This window comes from Pseudaminobacter soli (ex Zhang et al. 2022), from assembly GCF_014595955.1.
In the GTDB taxonomy this organism is placed as follows: domain Bacteria; phylum Pseudomonadota; class Alphaproteobacteria; order Rhizobiales; family Rhizobiaceae; genus Kumtagia; species Kumtagia pseudosoli.
In genome coordinates, this window is sequence record NZ_JABVCF010000001.1 from 383,435 (window position 1) to 408,653 (window position 25,219).

Below are 25,219 nucleotides of genomic sequence, written 5' to 3' on the forward strand. Positions count from 1 at the left end.
TGCTTCTTCGAGGGAGCCCAAATAGCAGAACGCTCCTGACAGCCAAATGTCAGGAGCGTTCCCGCCAAGGCGTATCGGGATATGTGGTCCCCTCGCCTGCCGGGACCCAGCCGCCCAGAACCAGCAGACTACTTCGCTATGCAGGTATCCGCCGTCTCAGGCGTGCAGACGTCGAGTCCTGTATAGGTCGGATCGGTCGGCGGAGCCTTTCCGTCCTTGATGTCCTTCAGGGCGAACATGGTCTTGTAGCCCATCTCGAACGGACGCTGGCCGACCTGCCCGAGCGACAGCCCCTCCTTCATCTGGTCCATCTGCACCGGCAGCGTGTCGGCGACGACCAGGGCGAGCGACCTGGACGCGATCTTGTCCTTGTAGGGCGTGACAGCGGCGCGATTGGCGTCCGGCACGAACTGCGGGAAACCGCCAGTCGGCACGAAGGCGTCGAGGTTCGGCATCTTAGCCATGAAGTCCTGGAACTGCTGAACCGCCACGGGGAAGTCGTCGTTGGTGTAGAGCGGGCAACCCTCGGCTTCGGTCCAGCCGTTCTGGCCGGTCAGACGATCGCCGGGCGACTCGGCCGACTCCTTACCCGCCAGCGTATCGCGGATACCTTTCATGCGCTCATTGTGGTTCGCGGCGGCCGCGCCACCCGACTGGATGCAGATCGTTCCGCCCTTCGGCTTGATGGTCTGCACGATCTTAGCAAGATTAACGCCGATCTCGTAGTTGTGCGTGCCGATGTAAGCCACGCGAAGGTCCTTGTTCTCGGGCAGCAGGTCGGAGTCCCAGGTCAGGACCGGAATATTGGCCTCCTTCGCCGCCTGCAGCGCAACCGCCATGGCAGCCGCGTTCGAAGGAGATACGGCGATCCCGTCAACGCGGCGCGCCACGAGGTCCTGCACGATCTGCACCTGCTCCTCGCCGCCGCCGTGCTCGCCGGGGCCGATATAGTCGCACTTGAACGCGCCGTTGGACTCGGCTTCTGCCTTCTTGCAGCCGTCGCGAGCCTGGTCGAAGAATGGATTGTTCATGTTCTTCGGCACGAGCGCGAAGGTATAGGTTTGCTGGGCATAGGCATTTCCTGCGATCAGCGCAGAAGCCGCTACGGCGGCTGAAAGTAGGTACTTGTTCACTTTCTCCTCCACCTTTCATCGTCACTTTCTCACCGGCGGACGATTGCCGGACCCTATCCGCGCTTGCTCGCGAACATTGCACGCACCCAAACCCCCACGGAGGTCGCCGGGCTCTGCATCCCAAGCAGCACGGCAAGTATGATGAAGGCGCCGACCAACGCCCCCTGCCAGTTCGAGTCGATGCCGGCCATGAGCAGCGCGTTGCGGATGACCTCGAGGAACGCCGAGCCGATGATCGCACCGTAGGCGCTGCCATAGCCGCCCATCAGGCTCGCCCCGCCGATCACGGTACCGGCAATGACGCGCAGTTCGTATCCGGTGCCCATCGCATTGATGGCCGAGCCGCTGTAGCCGAGCAAAAGCAGCGAGGCGATGGAAGCGCAGAAGGCCGAGAACACATAGGCCTGGAACTTGATCCAGTCGACGGGGACGCCCGTGAGCCGGGCGGCATGCTCATTGCCGCCGATCGCGAACAGGTGGCGGCCCCAGGCGGTGAAGATAAAGACGAAGCCAACGGCGAGGCCAAGGACGACCATCACCCAGAAATGCGACGAGAGCTCCGGCATCCAGTGCGGCGCCCAGCCAGCGGGGGCGCGCAGCGGCCACTTCGCCTGCCCGATCGCCTTCACGATCGGCGCGTCCGGCCCGAACTGATAGAGCATCTGATTGCCCGAGATCACCACGGCCAGCGAGCGAGCGATCGAAAGCATGCCAAGCGTGACGACGAAGGACGGCATGCCGACATAGGCCACGAAGAAGCCGTTGAACGCCCCGCATGCTAGGCCGGCCAAGAGCCCTGCCCCGAAGGCCACATACCATGGATGGTGCCAGGTGAGCAGCAGTCCCGCCACGATCGCCACAAGGCCCATCACCGAGCCGACCGAGAGATCGATGCCGCCCGTGATCAGCACGACGGTCATGCCGAGCGCCATGATGCCGATCGGCGCGAAGTTGCGGGTGACGTTGGTCACGTTCTCTACCGTGCCGAAGCTCGGCTGCAACCAACTCATGAAGATCACCAGCACGGCCAGCGCCACTGTCACCCAGAAAGACTGGCTGCTGAGCATGGTCTGGAGGACCGTCTGCTCCTTGATGCCGACGACGTCGCTGATCTCGGCGTGGCTCTCTGCGGCGAGTTGCGCCTGACTATGCTGCACGGATTGCCCCCGTGATCAGGCCTGTGATCTCTTCCGGCGAGGTCGAGGTGGTCTGCTTGTCAGCCACCTTGGAGCCGCGCCTCAGCACGATGATGCGATCGCACACCGCAAACACGTCCGGCATGCGGTGGCTGATCAGCATCACAGCCACGCCCCGTGACCTGAGCCGGCGGATCAGATCCAGGACCTCTGCGACCTGGCGAACCGAGATCGCCGCCGTGGGCTCGTCCATCAGCACCAGCTTTGCATTGGAAAGCCGGGTGCGGGCGATAGCGACCGCCTGTCGCTGACCGCCCGACATCTTCTTCACCAGATCACGCGGACGGGTTTCCGACTTCAGCTCTGCGAAGAGTTGAGCCGCCCGCTCGATCATCGCCTTCTTGTCGAGGATACGGAATGGCCAGGTGCCCTTCTTGACCTCGCGTCCGAGGAAAACGTTCTGGGCAGCCGTGAGATTGTCGGCCAGTGCGAGGTCCTGGTAGACTACTTCGATCCCCTCGGCGCGCGCCTCCACCGGCTTGTGGAAGTGGCAGAGCTTGCCACCGACCGCGATCTCACCCTCGCTCGGCGGGAAATTGCCGGCGATCAGCTTGACCATGGTGGATTTGCCGGCGCCGTTGTCGCCCATCAGGCCGATGACTTCACCGGCCGCGACTGAGAAATCGATATCGTGCAGCGCCCGGATCGCTCCGAAGCTCTTACCAACGCCGCGTACCTCCAGCAGCGACATGAGGCGTTCCCTCGCTCCCATCCTCCAGTTTGTTGCCTCACTGGTCGGACCAAACGATGTTTAGCAGAGAACTTTGATCTCGTCACGTTGCGCAAGCCGGCGTCCGCATCGCCTGGCTGGCTGGGCCAAAAATGGCAAAGGCGCCCGCAAGCGGGGCGCCTTCCCAATGCTTCGCCGCTTACGCCTTATTGCGGCAGCTTGTCGTCTACGCCCTTCACGTAGAAGTTAAGTCCGAGCAACACGCTGTCCTCGGCAACTTCGCCCTGCTTCAGCCACTCGCTGCCGTCCTGCTTGGTGATCGGGCCGGTGAAGGGATTAAACTCGCCGGACTTGATCTTGGCCTCGGCTTCTTCTGCAGCCTTCTTCACGTCGTCGGGCATGTTGGTATAGGGCGCCATCACGACGTGCCCCTCCTTCATGCCGCCCCAGACGTCATGCTGCTTCCAGGTGCCGTCCATCACGGCCTTCACCTGCTGGGTGTAGTAGGGGCCCCAATCGTCGACGATCGAAGTAAGCTGCGTCTCGGGCCCGAACTTGATCATGTCCGAGGCCTGGCCGAAGGCCTTGATGCCGCGCTCATGAGCGATCTGCATCGGCGCCGTGGAGTCGGTATGCTGGGTGATGATGTCGACGCCTTGGTCGACGAGAGCCTTCGCAGCGTCAGCCTCCTTGCCCGGATCAAACCAGGTGTTGGCCCACACGACCTTGACCTTGAAATCGGGATTGACCGACTGGGCGCCAAGCACGAAGGCGTCGATGCCCATGACGACCTCCGGGATCGGGAACGACGCGATGTAGCCGGCCATGCCGGCCTTCGACATCTTGGCGGCGATCACGCCCTGGACGTAGCGGCCCTCATAGAAGCGCGAGTTGTAGGTCGAGACGTTCGGATGCTCGCGCTTGAAGCCCGTGGCATGCTCGAACTTCACGTCCGGAAACCTGCCAGCCACCTTGTTAGTGGCGTCCATGAAGCCGAAGGACGTTGCGAAGATGATGTTGCAGCCGGACCGGGCGAAACGCTCGATCGCGCGCTCGGCATCGGCGCCTTCCGGGACGCTTTCGAGATAGGCAATCTCGACCTTGTCTTCGCCGCCGATATTCTTCTGCATCTCCAGCGCGCCCTGGTGATGCTGATAGGAATATCCGAAATCACCGATCGGGCCGACATAGATGAAGCAGGCCTTCACCTTCTCCTGTGCGGACGCACCGCCCGCCACGAGCATGGCCGCGGACGCGGCCAGCGCAAACAATAGTTTCCTCATTGCTCTTGTTCCCTGAGTTGTCATGTTAAAGGATCCTCCCTCTCCCTCACCGATCCGGCACGAACGGCTGTCCAAGCGAAGCCGGCGTGTTCATGATGGTAAGCCTTCTGTTTCTTGAGATTAGTACGAGCACGGCCACCGTCGCCAGATAGGGCAATGCCGAGAGGAATTGCGACGGGAGCGATTTGAGTTGCGCAAGCAGCCAGTAGAGCGGTCCAGGCAGGAAGGCCAGGTCCGCGAGGTTCATCGCCTGAATGTGCAACTGCAGGATGGAAATCGCCCCGAACAGATAGGCGCCAACAAAAACCCGTAACGGACGCCACGAAGCGAAGACGACGAGAGCAAGAGCAATCCAGCCGCGGCCGGCCGTCATGTTCTCGATCCACTGGGTCGTATAGACGAGCGACAGATGCGCGCCGGCCAAGCCTGCACAGGCGCCACCGAATGCTATCGCCGCATAACGGATTGCGATCACGCGGATGCCTAGCGCATGCGCTGACGAATGGCTGTCGCCGACCGAACGCAGCGTCAGGCCGGCTCGGGTACGGAAGAGGAACCACGCTACGCCGACGGTCAGCAGCACGGAGATGTAGAAGAGCGGATCCTGTCCGAACAGGAGCCGGCCCACATAGGGCAGGTCAGAGAGGCCTGGAATATGGATGTTTGTCAGCTTGACGCCTGGCTGGCCAACGAAGGCTTCGCCGATCATCCCCGATACGCCAATGCCCAGCAAGGTCAGCGCGAGGCCGGTCGCCACCTGATTGGTGACCAGGGTCAAGACTAGAAACGCGAAGAGCAGCGAGAATAGCGCTCCGGTGATGATTCCTGCGAAGACGCCGACCCACGCCGAACCCGTGGTCAAGGCGGCGCCGAAGCCGGCCACGGCCCCCATCAGCATCATGCCTTCGACGCCGAGATTGAGGACGCCGGATCGCTCGACGACCAGTTCGCCGATGGCCGCCAGCAGGAGCGGTGTGGCGGCCGTCGCGATGGTGAGAAGGATCGCCTCAGCCATGCCCATAGGAAACCTCCTTGGCAGGCGAAACCGCGGTACGGACGAAGCGGATGCGGTAGAGGATCAGCGTGTCGCAGGCGAGCACGAAGAAGAGCAGCATGCCCTGGAAGGCGCGCACCGTCTTGTCCGTGACGCCCACCGCAATCTGGGCAGCCTCCCCGCCGAGATAGGAAAGCGCCAGCACCAGGCCGGCCGCGATGATGCCGAGCGGATTGAGCCGGCCGAGGAAGGCAACGATGATCGCCGCAAAGCCGTAGCCGGGCGAGATCACCGGTTGCAGGCGGCCGATAGCGCCCGACACTTCCGATATGCCAGCCAAGCCCGCCAGAGCGCCGGACAGCAGAAAAGCGAAGATGATCGTCTTGGCGGTCGAGAACCCGCCGAACCGCCCTGCCCTCGGGCTTTGGCCGATTACCCGGACCTCGAATCCCTTCAAGGTCTTCTTCAGCAGGAACCAGACCGCTACCGCCGCGACGACGGCAAAGACGATCCCCCAATTCGCTCGGCCAGAGGATGGAAAAAGTTCCGGCAGGATGGCCCACGAAGGAAATGCGGGCGCCTGCGGAAAACTCATCGCGGCGGGATCGCGCCAAGGCCCGCGCACCAGCCAGTCGAGGAAGAGTTGCGCGACATAGACCAGCATCAACGACGTCAGGATCTCGTTGGTGTTGAAGCGGGCCTTCAGCACGGCAGGTATGGCAGCATAAGCTGCTCCTCCCAGAGCTCCCATGACGAGCATCAGCGGCAGGACCGCGAAGCTGTTCCATTCGGGAAAATAGAGAGGAATGATCGCGCCGGTGATGGCGCCGATCGTGAACTGGCCCTCGGCGCCGATGTTCCAGTTGTTCGAGAGGAAACAGACAGAAAGCCCGACTGCAATGAGGATAAGCGGCGCGGCCTTGATCGCCAGTTCGTGCAAAGACCAGACTTCGGTCAGCGGTTCGACGAAATAGGTGTAGAGGGTCAGAATCGGGTCCTTGCCCAAGATGGCAAAGAGCAGCGCGCCCGCGAGCAAGGTAAGCAGGAACGCCAGGAAGGGCGAAATCGCGGCGAACAGCTTCGAACGCTGCGGACGCTTGACCAGTTCGATGCGCATCAAGCCGGCTCCGTCGCATGGAGTGCATGGCCGGGTTCCGCCCCGCCCATCAGCAGCCCGATCTTCTCATAGGTCGCCTCCGCGATCGGAAGCGGCTGCGACAGTTCGCCATTGTGCATCACCGCGATCGCGTCCGAGATTTCGAAAAGTTCGTCGAGGTCCTGGCTGATCACCAGCACCGCCGAGCCGGCGCGGGCAAGCCCGATCAGCGCCTGCCTGATCTTTGCCGCGGCACCGGCGTCCACGCCCCAGGTCGGCTGGTTCACTACGAGCACCGAAGGCCTGCGGTCGAGTTCACGCCCGACAATGAATTTTTGCAGGTTGCCGCCGGACAGCGCAGACGCTTCGGGGTCGCGGGCGCTCTTGCGCACGTCCATCGCTTGGATGATGCGCTGCGCCGCCGCGTCGATCGCGCCTGCCTTCACCACGCCGCCCGAGCCGACAAAGGCCTGCCCGTCGGTGGCGTGGCGGGACAAAAGCAGGTTTTCGGAGAGCCGCATGCGCGGAGCCGCGCCGTGGCCAAGGCGCTCTTCGGGCACGAATGCCGCCCCCATGCGCCTACGCCCAGAGATGGAGAGCCGTCCGGCATCCTTTCCCCGGATGCGGACCGAAGCGGCGTCCGTCTGCATGACCTCGCCGGAAACAGCTTCGAAGAACTCGCCCTGGCCGTTGCCGGCGACACCAGCGATCCCGATTACCTCTCCGGCCCTTACCCTGAGATTGATGCTACGCAGCGGAATGGAGAAGGGAGTGGCGGGCTGCCGGGAGAGGTTCCTGATCTCCAGCAGCACCGGCCCGCGCTCCGATTCGGACACGGGCTCGCGAACGACCGCCTGCACCTCGTTGCCGACCATCATGCGCGCGAGCGAAGCGGCCGTTTCCTGCCGCGGATCGCAATGGCCAACCACCTTTCCGTGCCGCAGCACGGTGGCGGCATCGCACATGCGCTTCACCTCTTCCAGGCGATGCGAGATGTAGAGAATCGACTTGCCTTCCGAGCGCAGCCGGTCGAGCGTCTCGAACAGCTTGTCCGCCTCCTGCGGCGTCAGCACGGAGGTGGGCTCGTCGAGAATGATCAGTTGCGGCGTCTGTAAGAGGCAGCGGATGATCTCGATGCGCTGGCGCTCGCCCACGGAGAGATCGCCCACCAGCGCAAAGGGGTCGAGCGGCAGGCCATAGGCATGCGAGAGCGCGCTCGCCTTGGCGGCGATCGTCGCGATCGGCGTGTCGTTCTGCAGCGAGAGCGCGATGTTTTCGGCCGCAGTCAGCGCATCGAACAGCGAGAAATGCTGGAACACCATGCCGATGCCCAGCCGCCTTGCGGCACTCGGGTTCGGGATGCGGACGGGGTTTCCGTCCCACAGTATTTCGCCCGCATTCGGCTCCAGCGAGCCGAACAGCATCTTCACCAGCGTCGACTTGCCGGCCCCGTTCTCGCCGAGAAGCGCATGGATCTCGCCTTTGCGGACCGTGAGGTCCACATGGTCGCAGGCCGTCAATGTGCCAAAAATCTTGGTAAGGCCGCGCACCTCGAGAAGGTTCGCCTCGCCCAGCCCAGGCTGCGCACCCACGCTGCCTCCCCGACTCTGGTTTCCAGATATGTTGTGTGTTCCCAAAACCATGCTAGGCGCGGCCGTGCAAGAAGGTAAAGCGAGCGGTTCTTGAAAGTGCTTCAAGAAAATTCGCGAAAACCCGCCGCATGAGATCGGTCCCTGGAGTTTGCGGCCGAGCCTATGGGATGAGGACCGTCGCGCCTGTAGTGCGGCGCGCCTCGAGGTCCTCATGAGCGCGCGCCGCCTCGGCAAGTGGATAGCGCTGGTTGACGACCGCCTTCACGATTCCTCTGGACATGACATCGAAGAGCGCCGCGGCGGCGGCCTCGAGTTCCTCGCGCGTGGCAATATAGGCGAAGAGGCTCGGCCGGGTCGCATAAAGCGATCCCTTCTGTGCCAGGATCCCCATATTGAAGGGCGGGATCTGACCGGATGACTGTCCGAAGCTCACGAACATCCCACGCCGCTTCAGGCAGTCGAGCGAGCCGGGAAAGGTGTCCTTGCCGACGGAATCGTACACGACCTCGCAGAGCCCGCCGCCGGTGATCTCCTTGACCGCTGTGACGAAATCCGTGTCACGATAGTTGATCACGTGATCGTAGCCATGCTGCCTGGCCAGTTCGACCTTATCGGGCGAGCCTGCCGTCCCGATCACCGTGGCACCCAGGTGCCTCGCCCATTGCCCGGCAAAGAGTCCCACGCCGCCGGCCGCCGCGTGGAAGAGGATGGTATCGCCCGGCTTCACCGCATAGGTCCGCCGCAGCAGGTACTCGGCGGTAAGCCCCTTCAGCATCGAGGCGGCGGCCTGCTCGTCGGAGACGCCGTCAGGAATGCGGACGAGCCGGTCCGCGTCGATCACCCGGTGTTCGGCATAGGCGCCGAGTTGGCTGACATACGCGACCCGATCGCCGGGCTTCAGCCAATCCACATCCTCGCCCGCCTCCTCGACCACGCCGGCGGCCTCGCCGCCCGGGGTGAGAGGAAGGCCGTTCGGCGGTGGATAAAGACCGGTACGGTAGTAGACGTCGATGAAGTTCAGCCCAACCGCAGTATGTCGCAGCAGAACCTGCCCTGGGCCTGGCCTGCCGGGATCGGCATCTTCGTATTTGAGAACGTCGGGACCGCCATTGGCGTGGATGCGGATCGCTTTCGACATGGGAAACTCCGGGGAGCTTGTTTATGGCCCTGGAAGGCTAGCCGGCATGCTAGGCGCAACGGATGAAAAGTAAACCTGACAGCCCGCGCTACGGTTTGCGTCTCCCGAGATTGGGAAATGCCTGCATGATGCCGCCGATGCAGAAGAGATAGACGCCGGTCACGGCTATTCCGACTTTCGAGAAGAAGCTCACATTCTCAGCGAGCAGGCCGATCTTGTTGTACCAGGCGGCGAGCGTCGCCTCGAGCAGTGCCAACATGCCGAATCCACACCAGAGCAGGGTCATGCCGAGGTTGATCGGGCGAAGGCGGACCACCCGAACCGGGTGGAGGAAATTGACCGGCATGAAGGTCATGATGCCCGCGACCACAACGACGGCGAAGGAAATCCACTCGCCCGGCTCCACAACGAACAGGGTGAAGACGATCATGTTCCAGACGACGGGGAAGCCCTTGAAGAAGTTCTCCTTCGTCTTCATGCCGGTATCGGCGTAGTAGATCGCGCTGGACACCACGATGATGGCCGCCGACAGGAAGGACAGCCCCTCCCCCATCAACCCGCGCTGATAGAGCGCGAAGGCTGGGATGAGGACGTAGGTCACGTAATCGATGATGTTGTCGAGGAGTTCGCCCGACCATGTCGGAAGGATTTCCTTGACCTCCAGCTTCCGGGCGATCGGCCCGTCGATGCCATCCACGAACAATGCCAGGCCAAGCCACCAGAACATCGCCGTCCAGCGTTCTTCGCTGGCCGCCACGAGCGACAGGAAAGCCAGGAACGAGCCCGACGCGGTGAGCAGGTGCACCGAAAAGGCGCGCGCCTGCGGCCACGTCACCTTCTTCTTCGGCTTCGGAATTCGGGACGAGAGCGGCTTGCGGGTCACTGGCCGCGCGGCCCCAGTTGGGATAAACGAACCGAGCCGCAGGCCCGGCTCGGACTGCAGCATTCCGCCGTCGCCCGCGCTCCGGGCAATAGGAAGAAGCGCCGGCGAAGAGTGCGGTTGCGGGATAGAACGAGTCCTCCCTCCGTTGCCCAGTTCATGTCCGTCCCCCAGATTCACAGGAAGTTAATAGCAGGGCTACCGACCATACAAGCAAGATCGCTTCGAGGCGATCGACTGATCCGGTGCCCAATCAGCGGCTTTTCCACAAGCCTCGAAATCACAGACACCACGTGTGAGACAAGTTCATGACGCGAATCCGACGGTCGCGTTGATCCGCATGCCCGGAACGCCGTATACCAGCAAGCTATTTGGGCAACTGAACAAAGTCGGTCGTGGGAAGGCAATGAGCAACATCATCGTGGCGGGAACCGGTCCCGCCGGCATGCTGGCAGCGCTTGCACTGGCACGCGATGGCTTCCAGGTTGCGCTCGTCGGACCCGCGGCGAACCGGGAGGACGGGCGAACGACGGCGCTGATGGCGCCGGCGATCGCTTTTCTGGATGTACTGGGCCTTCGCTCGGCGATCGAGCCGGCCTCGGCGCCCCTGCGCACCATGCGGATCATCGACGGTACGAGAAGGCTCATCCGCAGTCCGGTCGTCACCTTCCATGCCGCTGAGATCGCGGAGGAGTTTTTCGGCCTGAACATCCCGAATCGCGTGCTGAACCAGGCCCTGGAGGATGCCGTCACCCGAGCGGTCGGGATCACGCGGCACGAGACGATCGTGGATCGCTGGACGATCTCGCAGGATCGGGTCGAGGCGCATCTCGCCGACGGCACGGAGCTCTCGGCCGAGTTGGCCGTCGCGGCCGACGGCCGCAACTCGCCGGCCCGTGACGCTGCCGGCATCTCGACTTCGACAAAGCCTTACCGGCAATCAGCCGTCGTGCTCACATTTGCACATGCGCGTGGCCATGGGTTCATCTCGACGGAGTTCCACACCGAGACCGGACCGTTCACCCAGGTGCCGCTGCCCGGCAACCGCTCGAGCCTGGTATGGGTGGTGGAGCCCTGGGAAGCCGAGCGCCTCGCCCACCGGGGCGCCGAAGAGCTTTCGCTGCTGATCGAGGAGCGGATGCAGTCGATGCTCGGCCGAGTCACGGTCGATTCGCCCGTCCAGGTCTATCCGCTCTCGGCAAGCCTGCCTTCCGCCTTCGCCCGCAACCGGGTCGCTCTCGTTGGCGAGGCGGCGCACATGTTCCCGCCGATCGGCGCGCAGGGACTGAACCTCGGCGTCAGGGACGTGCAGGAACTGGTTGAAATCGCGAGCCAATACCGAAGCGATCCAGGCTCTGCGAAGGCGCTTTCCGCCTATGATGCCAAGCGTCGCCCGGACATCCTCGCCCGCAGCGGCGCGGTCAGCCTGCTCAACCGCTCCCTGCTCTCCGACATGCTGCCTGCGCAGATCGCCCGCAGCGCGGGACTGGGGCTCCTGGGTTCGATCGGTCCGCTGCGGGCCTTCGTCATGCGCGAGGGCATGAAGCCGGGCAGCGGGTTCTCGTCCCTCTTCTCAGCCTTGAGGGAACAGGTCCGGCGGTAGGATGCCGCTCGTGATCAGGTAAAGCAGCGACGTGACGGTCACTACCGAAAAGCAGGTCGTCACCAGCACCGTGGCGGACGCCCGTTCAACCCAGACGCCATATTGCTGACCGATCACATAGACGTTGGTGGCGGTCGGCAGCGAAGCAAGTAGCACGGCGGCATACATCCAACTCGGGGGATAGTCGCCAGCCCAGCTCAGCACGACGTAGCAGAGTGCCGGATGGACAGCGAGCTTGAGGATCGTGATCGGCGCGATCTCGACCGGCATGCGCTTGAGCGGCCTCAGCGCCAGTGTCACTCCCATGGCGAAGAGTGCGCAAGGGGCGGCGGCGCGGGCAAGATAATCGAGCAGGCGTTCGATCGGCATCGGGGGCCGCACCTCGAAAGCCGCGGCCGCAACGCCGATCGCGGTCGCGATGATGAATGGGTGGAGAACGATTTTCTTGAGGACGTCGAGGGCCAGACGCGCCGGCGATTGGCGCTTGCCTCCCGAAAGCGCCATCATCATCGGCGCGACGGCGAAGTGCACGATGTTCTCGAAGCAAAAGACGAGAGCGACGGGAACGGCCGCCTCCTCGCCCAGCGCCAGCAGCGCGATGCCCGGACCCATGTAGCCGATATTGCCGTACGCCGCGGCAAGCCCCTTCATGGTGGACTCGGCGATGTTGCCCGCCGGTGCAAGCAGGGACCCCAAGAACATGATCGTGAAGACCGCATAGGTGGAAAGCACCACGGCGAATATGTAGCTCCAGGCGGTCAGTTGCTCGATCGGCGTCTTCGCCAGAAGCTGGAAAAACAGAGCCGGAAGGGCCACATAGACGATGAAGGTGTTCATCCATCCGAGCGCGTCCAGCGGCTGGCGAGCGAGCCGCGCTACGACGAAGCCGATGAAGATGAGCCCGAAGAACGGAATCACGAGTCCGATGACGTCGTACATTTGGCCGCTGCACGTGGATGGTGCGGCGGCGCTAACGCGTCGTCGGACCAGGCGTCAAGCCGGGCGGATTGAATTCACCGGCTCGTTCGGCCAAATTGCTACACGGGATAATGCCATGACGACTATGAAGGCGGCTAAATTCGCGATCGGTCAGGTTGTGCGACACCGGTACTTTCCATTCCGGGGCGTCGTTTTCGACATCGATCCCGAATTCAACAACACCGAGGAGTGGTATCAGGCCATCCCAGCCGATGTCAGGCCGCGCAAGGACCAGCCGTTCTATCACCTCCTCGCCGAGAACGAAGATACCGAGTACATCGCCTACGTCTCCGAGCAGAATCTGCTCGAGGACAGCACCGGCGAGCCGATCCGCCACCCCCAGTTGGGGGAATTGTTCGAGAGGACCGAGGACGGCCTCTATCGGCCAAAGGCGCGGCTAAGGCATTGATCATCCTGCGCCGAAAAGAGCGGGAATAAGCCGCACTTTTCTGTTCCCCGGACTGGTTCCCGCTATCCCTCAAGAATAGGTTCGGCACCGAACTATGCGAGGGATAAGAGTTGATGTCCGCCTTTCCGGTTTTCGATTTGGGCCGTTTCGAACAAGCGAGCGCGGCAGAACGCCGTGCAATGGCAGCCGAAGTGGATCGGATTTGCCGCTCGACCGGCTTCCTGGCAATCGCCAATCATGGCGTCCCCGCCGAAACGATCGACGGAGTGTGGAACAAGGCCCACGAGTTCTTCGACCTAGCGCCTGCAGAGAAGCAGAAGGCCAGGGCTCCCTATCCCGGCTATCCTTACGGCTATCTCGGACCGGAACTGGAAGCGCTTGCCAAATCGCGCGGGGTCGACACCCCGCCCGACCTCAAGGAGAGTTTTAACGGCGGGCCGCTCGGAACACCGGAGGGCATCCAGGACAAGGACGCGCTCAGCTTCTGCTACGCCCCGACGATCTGGCCCGCAGCGCCGGAAGGTTTCGCGGATGCATGGAAGGCCTACTATGCCGCCATGGAGGATCTTGCGGCCCGCATCATGCGCCTTTTCGCCGCCGCGCTCGAACTGCCGGAAGACTTCTTCGACCGCTACATCAAGACACCGATCAGCGCGCTGCGGGCGCTCAACTATCCCGAGCAGACGGTGCCGCCGAGACCCGGCCAGCTCCGCGCCGGCGCACATAGCGATTATGGCAGCCTGACGATCCTGCTCCCCCAAGAAGGCTCGAAAGGCCTCGAAATCATCACGCCGGACGGAGAGTGGACCCCTGTCCCACCAGTGCCGGGCGCCTTCGTGATCAACATTGGCGATCTCATGGCCCGCTGGACGAACGATCGCTGGGTATCGACTGTGCACAGGGTGGTGAACCCGCCGGCTGAAGAAGGCGGCATGGCGCGCCGGCAATCGCTGGCCTTCTTCCACCAGCCGGATTGGGATGCGGAAATCGCCTGCATCGAGCCGTGTCTCGCGCCGGGAGAGAAGCCGAAATACGAGCCGGTGCTGTCTGGACCCTATCTGATGAGCAAGTTCCGCTCGACCACCAAGACGGCAGCGTAAGGCAAACGGCTGCCTCCACCCCAGTTGAGGGGTCGTCAGCGTTGCGGCCGATCTCCCTTCTCCCCGTCCATACGGGGAGAAGGTGCCGGCAGCGGATGAGGAGCAGTTCTAGCGGATATCAGCCGGCCACGCCTCAGAAGAACGCTTGCAGTCCCGTCTGCGCCCGGCCGAGGATGAGCGCATGCACGTCGTGCGCGCCCTCATAGGTGTTGACCGTCTCCAGGTTCTGCGAATGGCGCATGACGTGGTAGCCGATCTGGATGCCATTGCCGCCGTGCATGTCGCGAGCCATCCGGGCAATGTCGAGCGCCTTGCCGCAATTGTTGCGCTTGACGATCGAGATCATCTCGGGGGCGAACTTGCCCTCCTCCATCAGCCGCCCGACCCGCAACGAGCCCTGCAGGCCAAGCGCGATCTCGGTCTGCATGTCGGCCAGTTTCTTCTGGTAGAGCTGCATGCCGGCGAGCGGCTTGCCGAACTGCTTGCGATCGAGGCCATATTCGCGCGCGCGGAACCAGCAGTCCTCGGCCGCGCCCATGACGCCCCAGGAAATGCCGTAGCGCGCCCGGTTGAGGCAGCCGAACGGACCCTTCAGGCCTGCCACGTTGGGCAGCAGCGCATCCTCGCCGACCTCGACGCCATCGAGCACGATCTCGCCCGTGATCGAGGCCCTGAGCGACAGCTTGCCCTCGATCTTCGGTGCCGAAAGCCCCTTCATGCCCTTTTCAAGCACGAAACCCTTGATCTGGTTGTCGTGGGCGTCCGACTTCGCCCAGACGACGAAGACGTCGGCGAACGGCGCGTTGGAGATCCACATCTTCGTGCCAGAGAGGCGGTAACCGCCATCGATCTTCTCGGCCCGGGTCTTCATACCGCCGGGATCGGAGCCGGCATCTGCTTCGGTGAGACCGAAGCAGCCGATCCACTCGCCGGAAGCGAGCTTCGGCAGAAATTTCTTGCGCTGCTCCTCGGTACCGTAGGCATGGATCGGGTACATCACCAGCGAGGACTGCACGCTCATCATCGAGCGGTATCCGGAATCGATGCGCTCGACCTCGCGCGCGACGAGACCGTAGGAAACATAGCCGGCGCCGAGCCCACCATACTCCTCCGGGATAGTGATCCCCAGGAGCCCCGCCTCGCCCATTTCCGCGAAGATCGCCGGGTCCGTGTGCTCCTCGAGATAGGCCTGCTCGATGCGCGGCGCGAGCTTGTCGGCGGCAAAGGCCGCAGCGGCGTCGCGCAGCATCCGCTCGTCCTCGGTGAGTTGGTCCTCCAGGAGGAACGGGTCGTTCCAGACGAAGGAGGCGGGGGTCTTGGTTTCGATGTTCATCGCAGTTCGTCCTGCTCGTGTTCTTTCTGATTGTATCGGCGAGAGCGGGTCCCGTGGAAGCCTTTCTCCCGGCCCCCGTCAAGTCTTCAAGAATTCTCGATGGCCTGGTTCCTCATCCAAAGCGACCCAGGGATGTGGTATCGTCAAGATTGGATCGATCTTTGGCCCAAACTGTTCCAGTGGAGTACCCACCGGGAGGAAAGGAGTGGACAGCGAGCCCCATGCCGCGACGGTAACGCCGGCCCCTCACAACCCGCCGGCGCCCACCACCACGTCGGAATACATCACTGTGCTGGCGCATTTCCATCGCGCCGAGCTCGCGCGGATGGCGGGCTGGCGCGACCGCATCGATCGTACCACGAACTGGGCGATCACGGGTGCCGGGGCCGTGCTCTCGCTGACGCTATCCACGCCTAGTTCGCATCACGGCGTACTCCTTTTCACGATGCTGCTGGTCCTCCTCCTTCTTATCATCGAGGCACGGCGCTACCGCTTCTTCGATGTCTATCGAGCGAGGGTCCGGCTGATTGAGCGCCACTTCTTCGCGCCCGTTTTCGCGGGATCCAAGTCGGCGACCAGCGAATGGACGCAGGCTCTGGCCGCCAGCCTCGACAAGCCCACCTTCCTGATCAGCCTGCGTGTGGCAATGTCGCGAAGGCTGCGCCGGAATTACATCTGGATCTTCCTGATGCTTTTTCTGTCGTGGATCCTCAAGCTTGCGACACCGAAGCTGCAGGTCGAAGGCACGAGCGGCAACCCGGTCTTTTCCATCCGCGAGATCGTGGATAACGCCTCACTGGGCCACCTGCCAGGCTGGATCGTCGTGGCGGCAGTGGCGGTCTTCTATGGCTGGCTCGTATACACGACCTTCTTCGCCCACGATAAAGAAGACCAGGACGGGGACGTCCATGTCTAGCGGAGCGGAGCGCCCTGCCTACGGCCCGCCGCGCCCGCCGACGGCGCCGAAGATCTGGCCGGTCGAATAGCTCGGTTCCGCCGAGGCGAGGAGCACGTAGATCGGCGCAAGCTCCGCCGGCTGGCCGGGACGGCCCATCGGAGTATCGGCTCCGAATTGCGGCAGCGTGTCAGGAGGTAGGCCGCCGCTCGGCTGCAGCGGCGTCCAGATCGGCCCCGGCGCCACCCCGTTGACGCGAATGCCCTGCGGCGCAAGTTGCTTCACCATGCTCTTGGTGAAGTTCATGATGCCGGCCTTGGTGACCGCATAATCGACGAGGTTCTTCGGGGGCTCGTAGGCGGTCGCCGAGGTAGTGTTGATGATGGCCGAACCCGGACCGAGATGCTGGAGCGCCGCCTTGGTGATCCAGAACAGCACATAGAGATTGGTCTTGAACGTCCAGTCGAGCTGATCGGTGGAAATGTCCATGATCGAGTCGGTCGACCGCTGCCGGGCCGCATTGTTGACCAGGATGTCGAGTCCGCCGAGCTCACGTACGGCATCCGTCACCAGCTGATTGCAGAAGTTCTCGTCGCGTATGTCGCCAGGCAGCGGCACCGCTTTTCGCCCGGCCTCCTGGATGAGCTGGATGACCTCGTCTGCGTCCGACTGCTCGGCCGGGAGGAAGCCGAAGGCGACGTCCGCGCCCTCGCGCGCAAAGGCGATCGCGGCCGCGCGGCCCATGCCTGAGTCGCCTCCCGTAATCAGCGCCTTGCGCCCGGTCACCCGTCCGGAACCCCTGTAGGTGGCCTCGCCATGGTCCGGACGCGGGTTCATCTTGTTCGCGAGCCCCGGCCATTCCTGCTCCTGTCTCGGGAAGGGAGGCCTCGGATACTCCGTCACCGGATTTATCAGCCTGACGCCCTGAGCGGCCGGGGGCAGTTGCTGCGCCGGGGCTTGCTGTGCTGGCGCTTGCTCCTGAGCGAAGGCCGAACTGGCGAGAGCGCCGGCCAGTCCCGTCGTGATCCCCCCGACCACAAGTCGTCGCGTGCTGTCAGGTTCTTCCGGTTTCATGGCAGGCCTCAGCCTCGGCTTGAATCTGCGCTCGCTCGCGCAGAGGCCTGCACAACCTGAGATTCAGCGGCTGGGTCCGCACCGCCGGCGTCAACACTGCGTGAGTGCCGCCGCCTTCGCGGCGACACAGCCAGGTATCGACCTGACTACTCATCAAATGCGGATCGTGAACCGTATCCCGTCATAGATCGCCGCGTGGATGTTGCGCGAGGCGACTGCATCGCCGATGCGGAAGACCACGAAGGCGCCCTCCTCGTTGCGAGTCGGGAAGAGCGTGCCTGTCCCGCGCACCAGCGCGTCGTAATCGACCGCCCCCTGGTTCCGCGCAAGCGGCTTCAGTGCGTGATAGAGCTCGTCGTTGGCCGCCGTGCCGTGCTCGACCACGACCTGGTCGACGTGGCGCTCTTCGGCAAAACTCTCCGCGAAGTCAGAGGCAAGTGTCGCCACCAGTTGGTTGCCTTCGCGGCGGACGGATTTCAGCCGCGTGTTGATGGTGACGCGCACGCCTTTCTCGTGGAAGCTGCGCATGTAGGGCACGTGGTTCAGCCCCCCCATCTCGGGCGCGAAGAACCGCTCGGGCGACAGGAGTTCCAGTTGCGCGCCCGAACTGGCGATGACCTCGGCGGCGCTCATGCCCTGGTGCCCGCCGTTGTCGTCATAGAGCAGCACGGTCTCGGCCGGCTTGACCGCACCCGAGAGGATGTCCCAGCTCGAAACCACGAGGTCGTCGCCGGCTTCGAGCGGCGGGTTCTGCGGCAGGCCGCCGGTCGCCACGATCACCACCCCGGGCTCCAGCGCCAGCACGTCCGATGCTTCCGCAAGCGTGTTGTAGCGGACCTCGGCGCCGAGCCTCTCCAGTTGCGCCAGCCGCCAGTCGACGATGCCGTTCAGTTCCTTGCGGCGTGGGTTCTGGGTGGCGAGCAGGATCTGGCCTCCCGCGCGATCCGCCGCCTCCAGCACCGTGACAGAATGACCGGCTTCGGCGGCGACGCGCGCTGCCTCCAGGCCTGCAGGTCCGGCACCGACGACCACCACCTTCTTCGACGGCCCCGTCGTTCGCTTGATGATCTGCGGGATCGCCGCCTCGCGACCTGTCGCGGCGTTGTGGATGCACAGCGCCTCGCCGCCCTCATAGATGCGGTCCAGGCAGTAAGTGGCCCCCACGCAGGGACGGATCTCGTGCTCGCGCCCCTCGATGACCTTCCGCGTGATGTGCGGATCGGCGATATGGGCGCGGGTCATGCCGACCATGTCCAACTTGCCGGAGGCAATCGCGTGACGGGCCGTTGCGACGTCCTGGATTCGCGCAGCGTGGAACACGGGGAACTTGGTCGCGGCGCGCACCTCGCCGGCGAAGTCGAGGTGCGGAGCCGAGCGCATTCCCGTGATCGGAATGACCTTGGTCAGCGCCGCATCGGTCTCGATGTGGCCGCGGATGATATTGAGGAAATCCAGCTTGCCCGAGGAGGCGAGGCGCCGCGCTATCTCGACGCCCTCCTCGCGCGAAAGACCGGACGAAAAATCCTCGTCGGCGACCATTCGGATGCCGACCACGAAGTCCGGTCCGACCGCCTTTCTCATAGCGTCCAGAACCATCCGGGTGAAGCGCAGCCGGTTGTCGAGCGAACCGCCGAACTCGTCAGACCGATGGTTCGTGGCGGGCGACCAGAAGCCGTCCATGAGGTGGCCATAGGCTTCGAATTCGATGCCATCGAGGCCGGCCGCCTGACAGCGCTGCGCCGCGCTCGCATAGTCGGCGACGATGCGCTCGATGTCCCAGTCCTCCATCTCCTTGGGGAAGGCGCGATGCGCCGGCTCGCGCACGGGCGTCGGCGCGAGCACCGGCAGCCAGTCGGCCTTGTTCCACCCGGTACGGCGGCCGAGATGGGTGAGTTGGATCATCACCTTGCAGTCGTGCTCGTGGCAGGCCTCTGCCATTTCACGCAGCCATGGCACGATCTCGTCGCGATAGGCCTGGAGATTGCCGAAGGCCGCAGGGCTGTCTCGCGAGACCAGGGCGGAACCCGCCGTCATGGTCAGCGCCATGCCGCCCTTCGCCTTCTCGGCATGGTAGAGCCTGTAGCGTTCCTTCGGAAGGCCGTCGTCGGAGTATGCCGGCTCATGGCTGGTCGACATCACCCGGTTCTTCAACCGCAGGTGCTTGAGCTGGTAGGGCTGGAGGAGCGGATCGGATGTCAATGCTTGCTCGCAGGCTGGCTGTGAAGACGATGGCCAGCCTGCAATGGCGCGCGACCGGCTTCAACCGTTCGACGCGGCGCGGATGATCGTGATTACGTCATGCGCTCCCCGGCTGCCTGCCAGTTCACGCGATCCTTGAGCACCGCCGCGATGTGCTCGGCCTTCCTGTTTTCGTAATCGAGATAGTAGGCGTGCTCCCACAGGTCGATGCCGACTAGCGGCTTCAATCCATCGGGCAGAGGATTGCCCGCGTTCTGGTAGGACTTTAGCGCCAGCTTGTCGCCATCCATTACGAGCCAGACCCAGCCGGACCCGAACAGACCGTCGGCCTCCTTGCGGAATGCCTCGAACATCTTGTCCTCGCCGCCGAAGTCCCGCTCGATCGCCTCTGCAAACGCGCCGGTCGCCTTGGCCGGTCCGCCCGTGAACTGCTCCCAATAGATGTTGTGGTTCCAGGCCTGTCCCGCCTGGTTGAAGATCTTGTCGTCGCCGTTGCGCTTGGAAGCCGCCACCACCTCCTCCAGGCTCATGTCGGCGTAAGGCGTTCCGGGCACCAGTTGGTTCAGTTTGTCGAAATAGCCCTTGTGGTGCTTGCCGTAGTGAAGGCCCACGGTTCTCGCCGAAATCTGCGGCTCGAGCGCATTCTGTTCGTAGGGCAAGGGCGGCTGCTCGAAAGGCGCCGCGGCTCGGACAAGCGAGGGCCGCGCCAGCGTGACGGCTGCTGCGGCGGCCCCGAGAGCCAGGGTCGCGCGTCTGGTGATCGTAATAGCCATGACAATCCTCCGTTTCGAGACCTCCCGCTCCCCCCGAACGGGCTCGCCACGGTGCAGTTCCTCAACGTAGCTCGGTACGTTCCCGCTCCTCCCATATGAAAACCGCCTCGACCCTCGCAAATGCCGGCAGACTGACTAAGTTGCGGTCCATGAACGACGCACAGATCTCTGGGGGTTCACGATGACCGCTACCGATGAGTTGACCCAACTGGGAAGAAGGACTGAGGCGCCCACTTCGCCGGAGGAAGCCGTGCTGGAGACGGTGCCGTTCACGCAGGGCGATGGCCCGCCCACCATCGTGCGATACACCTGTCCGGAGTTCACGTCGCTCTGCCCGGTCACGGGTCAGCCCGACTTCGCGCACATCGTCATCGACTATGCGCCGGACGCGCTACTGGTCGAATCGAAGTCGCTGAAGCTGTTCCTGTTCGCCTTCCGCAACCACGGTGCCTTCCACGAGGACTGCACGATGGCGATCGCCCGCCGCTTCATTGCGGCCGCCAAGCCGCTTTGGCTGCGGATCGGCGCGTACTGGTATCCGCGCGGCGGCATCCCGATCGACGTGTTCTGGCAGACCGGCGAGCCGCCCCAGGGAGCCTGGCTCCCGGACACAGGTGTGCCGCCCTATCGCGGACGCGGCTAGCCCTTCCGCGCCAGCGCGTAGTCGCTGGTGCGAGAGCTCAAGGCGGCTACGTGTCGGCTACAACGCCTCAGTACCAGGCGTCTTCCATGGATGCCTTCTTGCGCGCCATAAAATCCTTCAGCGCTTCGTCGATGCCCGGATCCAGGTGCGGCGCATGATATTCGGCGAGGACCTTCTTCCAGCGGCGATTGGCGCGCGTGGCGGCATCCACGGAGCCGGCTGCTTCCCATTTTTCGAACGGCTCGTTGTCGGCTAGCTCCGAGTCCCAGAACGCGGACTGATAGTTCGCCATGGTATGGCCGCAGCCGAAGAAGTGATTGCCCGGCCCGACCTCGCGGAAAGCGTCCAGCGCCAGTTGGTTGTCGTCGATGACGACCCCGTCGAGATAGGTGTGAAGCGCGCCGCAGAAATCGGTGTCCATCATGAACTTCTCGTACGACATGGACAGAAGTCCATCGAGGAAGCCGGCCGAATGCAGGATGAAGTTGGCTCCGCAATGGACGGCCGCCAGCATCGACACGGTGCCCTCGTTCATGGCCTGCGCGTCGGGAAGCTTCGAGGTGGTGAAATTGCCGGAGCAGCGGAGCGGGAGGCCGAGCCGCCGCGCGAGCTGGCCGATGACCATCGAGCCGACCGCCGGTTCCGGCGTCCCGAAGGTGGGCGAGCCGGAACGCAGCGACATCGAAGAAAGGAAGTTGCCGAAGATGACGGGCGCACCCGGCCGCTCGAGCTGGGTCAGCGCGCAGCCAGCCATGGTCTCGGCCAGCGACTGGGCGATAGCGCCGGCATTGGTGACCGGCCCCATCGCGCCGCCGAGGATGAACGGCACTACCACGGCTGCCTGGTTGGCGCGCGCATAGGCCCGCAGCGAGGTAGTCATGGTCCCGTCCCAGACCAACGGCGAGTTGACGTTGACATTGCCGAGGATGACGCAGTTCGCATCAACGAACTCCTCGCCGAAGACGATGCGCGCCATGTCAATTGTATCCTCGGCCCGGCTCTCGGCCGTGACCGAGCCCATGAAAGCGCGATCCGAGTAGCGGATATGGGCATAGACCATGTCGAGATGGCGCTTGTTCACCGGCACGTCGACCGGCTCGCAGATCGTGCCGCCGGAGTGGTGCAGCCAGGGCGAGGACTGCGCCAGTTTCACGAAGTTGCGGAAGTCCTCGATCGTGCCGTAGCGGCGGCCCTTGTCGAGATCCATGACAAAGGGCGAACCATAGGCCGGCGAGAAGACGACGCTCTTGCCACCGATCTCGACCGACTTGGCCGGGTTACGCGCGTGCTGCGTGAAGCTCGCCGGCGCGGTCTTCAGGATCTCCCGCAACATACCCGGCTCGAACTTCACCAGCACGCCGTCGATCTTGGCCCCTGCCCTCTTCCAGTGGTCGAGGGCAACCGGATCGTCGCGGAATTCGATCCCGATTTCGGCAAGGATGCGGTCCGCCGTCTCCTCGATGCGGATGAGGCCCTCTTCCGAAAGGATGTCGTAAGTCGGGATGTTGCGGACGATATAGGGCCGGCCGAGGCCCTGCGGTCCGTGGGAGCGTTGCTCGCGCCGTGCGCTGCGGCCTGCTCGGGCCCGTTTCTCAGTCTGCTCAGAGGGCGTGGTCGCGTCCATCATCACTTCCAGTACTATGCCTGTAGCGATGATAGAGGCTGACATGGTCTCTTGGCCGCGATCTCGCGGCGCTCGATGACGCATATCAGGCAGTCGCACCAAAGGCTGGATCGACTAGGCGCCTGTTCGATCTGGCCTCCTCGTCGTCCGCAACTGGTAGACGAAGTATCGCCCGACCGGCACGCTGTCGGGCAGCGGCAAAGGTTCGAGCCAGGGATGATCTAGCGGCAGGCCGCTCACCGCCATGCCACCAGGGCAAAGCAGCCGGGCAACGAGATCAGGAAGCCATTGCACCGTCTGGTCGTCAATCTCGGCATATCCGGTGCCAATATCCGCATGAACAAGCGCCGCGCAGGTTCCCGCATAGGAACACGTTGTTTCGCGGATTTCGCCGAGCACGAGGTCTTCCTCCGGCGGCACGCTGCTGCGATGGGCCGCCAGCGCGCGATCGAAGGCGATGATCCGCCTGCCGGGAAGACGGCTTCGCAGATGGTCGTAGGTCCGCCCATTGCCCAGCCCGAGTTCAATCACAGGTCCATCGGCGGGGATGTGCGGACAGACCTCGTCCAGTATGTCGCGTTGCGCGGTTAGGCGCCCTATTAAGCCATCCAGACGGGTTCTCGTCGGGCGGCTCGGCACTGAACTGTCCATGTGAACAAGCTCCGGCCCAGTGTATAGGCACGAAGCGAGGCATGACAAAGGCTGCCCGGCTCTCTTAGGCAGGACCGACTCATGGCCTGTTCGAATGCCGGCGAATCCGGGTATTCTCGATCCATGCCAATACGCCTTCTTCCGGAAACTATGATCAATCAGATCGCCGCCGGCGAGGTGATCGAGCGTCCCGCAAGCGTGGTCAAGGAATTGGTCGAGAATGCCGTCGATGCGGGCGCGACCAGGATCGAGATCGCGACTTCCGGCGGCGGGCTGACGCTGATCCGCGTCAGCGACGACGGCGGGGGCATCCCGGCTGACGAACTCGAAATGGCGGTCTCGCGTCACTGCACATCCAAGCTCGCCAACGGCATCGACGACATTCGCACACTCGGCTTCCGGGGCGAGGCGCTGCCGTCGATCGGCGCGGTATCCCGCCTTTCGATCCGGTCCCGGACCGCCGCCGGTGAGCCGGTCGAAATTTCCGTCGAAGGGGGACGCGTTTCGCCTGTGCGGCCGGCGGGCGCCAATCGTGGGACCACCGTCGAGGTGCGCGACCTCTTTTATGCCACGCCAGCAAGGCTGAAGTTCATGAAGGGCGAGCGCGCCGAGGCATCGGCGATCGCCGATATCGTGCGCCGTATCGCCATCGCCTTCCCCGCCGTGCGGTTTACCCTGTCCGGCAGCGACCGCATGACACTCGAGTTCGCGCCCACGGACGAACGTCTTCGTCGCGTCGCCCAAGTGCTTGGGGCGGAATTTCCGGAGAACTCGGTTGAGATCGACGCCGAGCGCGAGAACGTGCGGCTCGAGGGTCACGTCTCCGTCCCGTCCTATTCGCGCGCCAATGCGCTGCAGCAATACGTTTACGTGAATGGCCGTCCGGTGCGCGACAAACTGATCGCCGGGGCGATCCGCGGCGCCTTTGCGGACGTGCTTGCCCGCGACCGGCACGCCGTGACCGCGCTCTTCCTCTCGCTCGACCCGGCGCTAGTCGACGTCAACGTGCATCCGGCGAAGGCGGATGTTCGCTTTCGCGACCCGGGGCTGGTGCGCGGCCTGATCGTGGGGTCCATCAAGGAGGCGCTGGCCGCGGCGGGGGTCCGACCTGCTACCACCGGTGCAGCCGCCATGCTGGGCGCATTCCGCCCAGGACCGGTCCCGTTCGGGCACCCCGGGCCGGCGAATGGACATCGCCACTACAATCCCTCTTTCCACGGCAGTCCCGGCTTCGATCCGCTGCGCTCGCATCAGCGGCCGCTCGACGGTTTCGCCGAGGCAGCGCAGGCCGTGTTCGAAGCCGGTCCCCTTGCCAGCGCCGACACGCGCGCCTCGCAACAGGATGCCGAACCTTCAACAGCCAGTTTCCGTCTCGGCGCCGCACGCGCGCAGGTGCACGAGAACTACATCGTCGCCCAGACGGAGGATTCGCTGGTCATCGTCGACCAGCACGCCGCGCATGAGCGGCTGGTCTATGAGGCCCTGAAAGAGGCCCTCGCCTCCCGTCCCTTGCCGGCGCAGATGCTACTACTGCCGGAAATCATCGATCTAGCCGAGGAAGATGCCGAGCGGCTTTCGCTGCACGCCGAGACGCTCAAGCGCTTCGGTCTCGGCCTGGAGCGTTTCGGGCCATGCGCGGTTGCGGTGCGCGAGACGCCGGCAATGTTGGGCGAGACCAACGTCGAGCAGTTGGTGCGAGACCTCGCCGACGAGATCGCCGAGCACGACACGGTCGAGACCCTGAAGCAGCGCCTTAACGCCATCGCCGCCACCATGGCCTGCCATGGCTCAGTGCGCTCCGGCCGGCGCCTGCTGCCCCACGAGATGAACGCGCTGCTTCGGCAGATGGAGGTGACCCCCGGTTCCGGCACATGCAATCATGGCCGACCGACCTATATCGAGCTCAAGCTCGCCGACATCGAGAGGCTGTTCGGGCGGCGCTGAGGTTAGCGCTC

Annotated in this window: 22 protein-coding genes; 6 read left to right on the top strand and 16 right to left on the bottom strand. The window is 63.9% G+C overall.

Going from position 1 to position 25,219, the window contains the following annotated elements:
• Nucleotides 1-128: 128 nt before the first annotated feature.
• From HUI96_RS01820 to pcsA, 9 genes are all read right to left on the bottom strand, one after another.
• Nucleotides 129-1,133 carry a substrate-binding domain-containing protein gene (locus HUI96_RS01820; protein WP_188252908.1) on the bottom strand — a complete coding sequence of 335 codons (1,005 nt, stop codon included), beginning with the start codon at nucleotides 1,131-1,133 and terminating at the stop codon, nucleotides 129-131.
• A gap of 53 nt (nucleotides 1,134-1,186) precedes the next feature.
• Complete coding sequence (locus HUI96_RS01825) at nucleotides 1,187-2,290, bottom strand: ABC transporter permease (protein ID WP_425299178.1); 1,104 nt, start codon at nucleotides 2,288-2,290, stop codon at nucleotides 1,187-1,189.
• On the bottom strand, nucleotides 2,280-3,020 hold the full coding sequence (locus tag HUI96_RS01830; protein WP_188252909.1) for an ATP-binding cassette domain-containing protein: 741 nt from the start codon (nucleotides 3,018-3,020) through the stop codon (nucleotides 2,280-2,282). Before HUI96_RS01830 ends, HUI96_RS01825 begins: the two co-directional genes overlap by 11 nt.
• A 185-nt stretch (nucleotides 3,021-3,205) precedes the next feature.
• The gene (locus HUI96_RS01835) at nucleotides 3,206-4,282 is read right to left on the bottom strand and encodes a BMP family ABC transporter substrate-binding protein (protein ID WP_188252910.1); all 1,077 of its coding nucleotides are present in this window, start codon (nucleotides 4,280-4,282) and stop codon (nucleotides 3,206-3,208) included.
• Nucleotides 4,283-4,328: 46 nt separating this feature from the next.
• Complete coding sequence (locus HUI96_RS01840) at nucleotides 4,329-5,303, bottom strand: ABC transporter permease (RefSeq protein ID WP_188252911.1); 975 nt, start codon at nucleotides 5,301-5,303, stop codon at nucleotides 4,329-4,331.
• The gene (locus HUI96_RS01845; RefSeq protein WP_188252912.1) at nucleotides 5,290-6,393 is read right to left on the bottom strand and encodes an ABC transporter permease; all 1,104 of its coding nucleotides are present in this window, start codon (nucleotides 6,391-6,393) and stop codon (nucleotides 5,290-5,292) included. The genes HUI96_RS01840 and HUI96_RS01845 overlap by 14 nt, the downstream gene beginning before the upstream one ends.
• The gene (locus HUI96_RS01850; RefSeq protein ID WP_188252913.1) at nucleotides 6,393-8,015 is read right to left on the bottom strand and encodes an ABC transporter ATP-binding protein; all 1,623 of its coding nucleotides are present in this window, start codon (nucleotides 8,013-8,015) and stop codon (nucleotides 6,393-6,395) included. The genes HUI96_RS01845 and HUI96_RS01850 overlap by 1 nt, the downstream gene beginning before the upstream one ends.
• Nucleotides 8,016-8,124: 109 nt before the next feature.
• Nucleotides 8,125-9,102 (bottom strand): quinone oxidoreductase family protein, encoded by a 978-nt coding sequence (locus HUI96_RS01855; RefSeq protein WP_188252914.1) that lies wholly within the window; start codon nucleotides 9,100-9,102, stop codon nucleotides 8,125-8,127.
• An 88-nt stretch (nucleotides 9,103-9,190) separates the two neighbouring features.
• Nucleotides 9,191-10,048, bottom strand: coding sequence for a phosphatidylcholine synthase (gene pcsA, locus HUI96_RS01860; RefSeq protein WP_188252915.1), 858 nt, complete (start codon nucleotides 10,046-10,048; stop codon nucleotides 9,191-9,193).
• 340 nt (nucleotides 10,049-10,388) lie between these two features.
• Between pcsA and HUI96_RS01865 the strand changes: the two genes are divergently transcribed.
• Nucleotides 10,389-11,585: a UbiH/UbiF family hydroxylase gene (locus HUI96_RS01865; RefSeq protein ID WP_188252916.1), complete on the top strand. Its 1,197-nt coding sequence runs from the start codon at nucleotides 10,389-10,391 to the stop codon at nucleotides 11,583-11,585.
• Here the strand turns inward: HUI96_RS01865 and HUI96_RS01870 are convergent.
• The gene (locus HUI96_RS01870; RefSeq protein WP_188252917.1) at nucleotides 11,556-12,524 is read right to left on the bottom strand and encodes an AEC family transporter; all 969 of its coding nucleotides are present in this window, start codon (nucleotides 12,522-12,524) and stop codon (nucleotides 11,556-11,558) included. The genes HUI96_RS01865 and HUI96_RS01870 overlap by 30 nt on opposite strands.
• A gap of 124 nt (nucleotides 12,525-12,648) precedes the next feature.
• Between HUI96_RS01870 and hspQ the strand changes: the two genes are divergently transcribed.
• Both hspQ and HUI96_RS01880 read left to right on the top strand, forming a co-directional pair.
• Nucleotides 12,649-12,972, top strand: a complete 324-nt coding sequence (hspQ, locus tag HUI96_RS01875) for a heat shock protein HspQ (protein ID WP_188253181.1) — start codon at nucleotides 12,649-12,651, stop codon at nucleotides 12,970-12,972.
• A gap of 113 nt (nucleotides 12,973-13,085) precedes the next feature.
• Nucleotides 13,086-14,072, top strand: coding sequence for an isopenicillin N synthase family dioxygenase (locus HUI96_RS01880; protein ID WP_188252918.1), 987 nt, complete (start codon nucleotides 13,086-13,088; stop codon nucleotides 14,070-14,072).
• Between the two features lie 133 nt (nucleotides 14,073-14,205).
• Here the strand turns inward: HUI96_RS01880 and HUI96_RS01885 are convergent, their stop codons facing one another.
• On the bottom strand, nucleotides 14,206-15,405 hold the full coding sequence (locus HUI96_RS01885) for an acyl-CoA dehydrogenase (RefSeq protein ID WP_188252919.1): 1,200 nt from the start codon (nucleotides 15,403-15,405) through the stop codon (nucleotides 14,206-14,208).
• Nucleotides 15,406-15,610: 205 nt separating this feature from the next.
• On the opposite strand from HUI96_RS01885, the gene HUI96_RS01890 reads away from it, so the two are divergent.
• Complete coding sequence (locus tag HUI96_RS01890) at nucleotides 15,611-16,321, top strand: DUF2270 domain-containing protein (protein ID WP_337917848.1); 711 nt, start codon at nucleotides 15,611-15,613, stop codon at nucleotides 16,319-16,321.
• An 18-nt stretch (nucleotides 16,322-16,339) separates the two neighbouring features.
• Here the strand turns inward: HUI96_RS01890 and HUI96_RS01895 are convergent, their stop codons facing one another.
• From HUI96_RS01895 to HUI96_RS01905, 3 genes are all read right to left on the bottom strand, one after another.
• A complete protein-coding gene (locus tag HUI96_RS01895; RefSeq protein ID WP_188252920.1) occupies nucleotides 16,340-17,374 on the bottom strand; it encodes an SDR family oxidoreductase in 1,035 nt (344 codons plus the stop codon).
• A 153-nt stretch (nucleotides 17,375-17,527) separates the two neighbouring features.
• Nucleotides 17,528-19,573 carry an NADH:flavin oxidoreductase gene (locus HUI96_RS01900; RefSeq protein ID WP_188252921.1) on the bottom strand — a complete coding sequence of 682 codons (2,046 nt, stop codon included), beginning with the start codon at nucleotides 19,571-19,573 and terminating at the stop codon, nucleotides 17,528-17,530.
• Nucleotides 19,574-19,665: 92 nt separating this feature from the next.
• On the bottom strand, nucleotides 19,666-20,346 hold the full coding sequence (locus HUI96_RS01905; protein WP_210319992.1) for a superoxide dismutase: 681 nt from the start codon (nucleotides 20,344-20,346) through the stop codon (nucleotides 19,666-19,668).
• Between the two features lie 181 nt (nucleotides 20,347-20,527).
• Here HUI96_RS01905 and queF point away from each other — a divergent pair, with 181 nt between their 5' ends.
• Complete coding sequence (queF, locus tag HUI96_RS01910; protein ID WP_188252922.1) at nucleotides 20,528-20,989, top strand: preQ(1) synthase; 462 nt, start codon at nucleotides 20,528-20,530, stop codon at nucleotides 20,987-20,989.
• Nucleotides 20,990-21,056: 67 nt separating this feature from the next.
• On the opposite strand, the gene HUI96_RS01915 is transcribed toward queF, so the two are convergent.
• Together HUI96_RS01915 and HUI96_RS01920 are read right to left on the bottom strand one after the other, a co-directional pair.
• Nucleotides 21,057-22,613: a trimethylamine methyltransferase family protein gene (locus tag HUI96_RS01915; protein WP_237683934.1), complete on the bottom strand. Its 1,557-nt coding sequence runs from the start codon at nucleotides 22,611-22,613 to the stop codon at nucleotides 21,057-21,059.
• Nucleotides 22,614-22,727: 114 nt separating this feature from the next.
• Complete coding sequence (locus tag HUI96_RS01920; protein ID WP_188252923.1) at nucleotides 22,728-23,264, bottom strand: class I SAM-dependent methyltransferase; 537 nt, start codon at nucleotides 23,262-23,264, stop codon at nucleotides 22,728-22,730.
• Nucleotides 23,265-23,387: 123 nt separating this feature from the next.
• On the opposite strand from HUI96_RS01920, the gene mutL reads away from it, so the two are divergent.
• The gene (gene mutL / locus HUI96_RS01925; RefSeq protein ID WP_188252924.1) at nucleotides 23,388-25,208 is read left to right on the top strand and encodes a DNA mismatch repair endonuclease MutL; all 1,821 of its coding nucleotides are present in this window, start codon (nucleotides 23,388-23,390) and stop codon (nucleotides 25,206-25,208) included.
• Nucleotides 25,209-25,219 lie beyond the last annotated feature (11 nt).

Excerpts from the sequence above, each read along its gene's own strand:
- HUI96_RS01865 (WP_188252916.1), top strand. The coding sequence starts at position 10,389 with ATGAGCAACATCATCGTGGCGGGAACCGGTCCCGCCGGCATGCTGGCA.
- HUI96_RS01920 (WP_188252923.1), bottom strand. The coding sequence starts at position 23,264 with ATGGACAGTTCAGTGCCGAGCCGCCCGACGAGAACCCGTCTGGATGGC.
- HUI96_RS01905 (WP_210319992.1), bottom strand. The coding sequence starts at position 20,346 with ATGGCTATTACGATCACCAGACGCGCGACCCTGGCTCTCGGGGCCGCC.
- mutL (WP_188252924.1), top strand. The coding sequence starts at position 23,388 with ATGCCAATACGCCTTCTTCCGGAAACTATGATCAATCAGATCGCCGCC.
- HUI96_RS01830 (WP_188252909.1), bottom strand. The coding sequence starts at position 3,020 with ATGTCGCTGCTGGAGGTACGCGGCGTTGGTAAGAGCTTCGGAGCGATC.
- HUI96_RS01855 (WP_188252914.1), bottom strand. The coding sequence starts at position 9,102 with ATGTCGAAAGCGATCCGCATCCACGCCAATGGCGGTCCCGACGTTCTC.
- HUI96_RS01845 (WP_188252912.1), bottom strand. The coding sequence starts at position 6,393 with ATGCGCATCGAACTGGTCAAGCGTCCGCAGCGTTCGAAGCTGTTCGCC.
- HUI96_RS01895 (WP_188252920.1), bottom strand. The coding sequence starts at position 17,374 with ATGAAACCGGAAGAACCTGACAGCACGCGACGACTTGTGGTCGGGGGG.
- HUI96_RS01835 (WP_188252910.1), bottom strand. The coding sequence starts at position 4,282 with ATGAGGAAACTATTGTTTGCGCTGGCCGCGTCCGCGGCCATGCTCGTG.
- HUI96_RS01915 (WP_237683934.1), bottom strand. The coding sequence starts at position 22,613 with ATGGACGCGACCACGCCCTCTGAGCAGACTGAGAAACGGGCCCGAGCA.
- HUI96_RS01840 (WP_188252911.1), bottom strand. The coding sequence starts at position 5,303 with ATGGGCATGGCTGAGGCGATCCTTCTCACCATCGCGACGGCCGCCACA.
- HUI96_RS01880 (WP_188252918.1), top strand. The coding sequence starts at position 13,086 with ATGTCCGCCTTTCCGGTTTTCGATTTGGGCCGTTTCGAACAAGCGAGC.
- HUI96_RS01850 (WP_188252913.1), bottom strand. The coding sequence starts at position 8,015 with ATGGTTTTGGGAACACACAACATATCTGGAAACCAGAGTCGGGGAGGC.
- hspQ (WP_188253181.1), top strand. The coding sequence starts at position 12,649 with ATGAAGGCGGCTAAATTCGCGATCGGTCAGGTTGTGCGACACCGGTAC.
- HUI96_RS01870 (WP_188252917.1), bottom strand. The coding sequence starts at position 12,524 with ATGTACGACGTCATCGGACTCGTGATTCCGTTCTTCGGGCTCATCTTC.
- pcsA (WP_188252915.1), bottom strand. The coding sequence starts at position 10,048 with ATGCTGCAGTCCGAGCCGGGCCTGCGGCTCGGTTCGTTTATCCCAACT.
- HUI96_RS01885 (WP_188252919.1), bottom strand. The coding sequence starts at position 15,405 with ATGAACATCGAAACCAAGACCCCCGCCTCCTTCGTCTGGAACGACCCG.
- queF (WP_188252922.1), top strand. The coding sequence starts at position 20,528 with ATGACCGCTACCGATGAGTTGACCCAACTGGGAAGAAGGACTGAGGCG.